The sequence below is a fragment of the Kineococcus glutinatus genome, from assembly GCF_039542765.1.
Lineage (GTDB): Bacteria > Actinomycetota > Actinomycetes > Actinomycetales > Kineococcaceae > Kineococcus_A > Kineococcus_A glutinatus.
On sequence record NZ_BAABIL010000647.1, the window covers coordinates 1 to 1,334 of the forward strand.

Genomic DNA, 1,334 nt, shown 5'->3' on the forward strand with positions numbered 1-1,334 from the left:
CGAGCACCACCGCGGCCAGCGGCTCGACCGCCCGGCGCGCCGCGGGCACCGCCGCCGTGCGCTCCCGCGACGGCATCCCCCAGGCGTCTGCGGAGTCCCGGCCGACGCCCCGCACCGGACCCTGCCACCACCTCGCCACGACGCGGCCGACGACGGCGAAGGGGGCCCACAGCGTCCGGAGGATGTCCACGCACCCACCCTCGGCACCTGCGCGCCGAGCCTTGAGCGCCGCGCCGGCCGACCTGTCGGCCCGCCGGGTGGTCGTGCCCGCCGGGTGCGCCCGGGCGCCGGTCACGCCCCGGCGCCGCGCAGGTCGGTGCAGCCGCGCAAGGCGTCCTTCGCCGCCACCGCCGCGGCCGCGGCGTCCCCCTGAAGCGGCACGGGCACGCCGGAGCGGACCACGGCCGGTTCCCACCGCGCGTCGGGCGGGCCGCCGTCCCCGGGCAGGGTGAGCAGCAGGACGCCGGTCTGCGTCGTCGTGGCCCGGTCGGAGTAGAAGACGAAGTTGCCCAGGCCGTAGTCGACGTAGCCGGTGCGCCCGCCGGCGTCCTTCCAGCCGCCGCCCAGCAGCCGGTGCGCGTGGGAACCCACGACGGCGTCCGCGCCCGCGGCGACGAGGTCGTCGGCGAGGGACCGCTGCGCGGCGAGCGGGCAGGCTTCGAGCTCGCGGCCCCAGTGCAGCACCACGACGACCGAGCGCTCCTCCGCGTGCGCGGCCCGCACCCCCGCCAGCAGCCGCTCGCGGCCGGCTTCCGTCTGCACCGACGCCAGCCCGCCGCGGCCGTCGGTGGCGGTCCAGGCGGTGGCCAGGTTCGAGTCGAGCACCTGGGTGGCGGAGAACACCGCCACCCGGTGCCCGCGCACGGTGGTCGTCCACGGCGCGTAGGCGGCGTCGGCGTCGGCGCCGATCCCGATGAGCGGCATCCCCTCGTCGCGGCCGGCGGCGAGGGTGTCGGTCAGGCCGGTGGTGCCGTAGTCGAGGCCGTGGTTGTTCGCCATGGCCGCGACGTCGACGCCGGCGGCCCGCAGCGCCCCCAGCCCGGCGGGCGGCGCGCGGAACACGTACTTCTTGCCGGCGGGCGTGCCGCGGTCGGTGATGGCGGTCTCGACGTTGACGACGGCCACGTCGGCCGCCGACAGCAGCCCGGCGACGGCGTCGAGGCCGCCGGGTGCCAGCGCGGCGCGGCTGGAGCCCTCGAAGTGCACGTCCCCGGCCAGCGCCACGGTGACCGGCTCCCCGGAGCGCCGCGCCGCGGGGGCGGTGCCGTCGCCGGCCGCCGCGTCGGCGACGGTCCCGACGGCGGCGCTGATCGCGGGGTCGACCCCCGCGTCCA

2 protein-coding genes are annotated in these 1,334 nt (G+C 79.2%); both read right to left on the minus strand.

Going from position 1 to position 1,334, the window contains the following annotated elements; translation table 11 throughout:
* Positions 1–190 (minus strand): hypothetical protein (locus tag ABEB16_RS19555; RefSeq protein ID WP_345713874.1); only part of this gene is annotated, 190 nt, incomplete at its 3' end.
* Between the two features lie 101 nt (positions 191–291).
* On the minus strand, positions 292–1,334 hold a 1,043-nt coding region (locus ABEB16_RS19560), incomplete at its 5' end, for a CapA family protein (protein WP_345713875.1).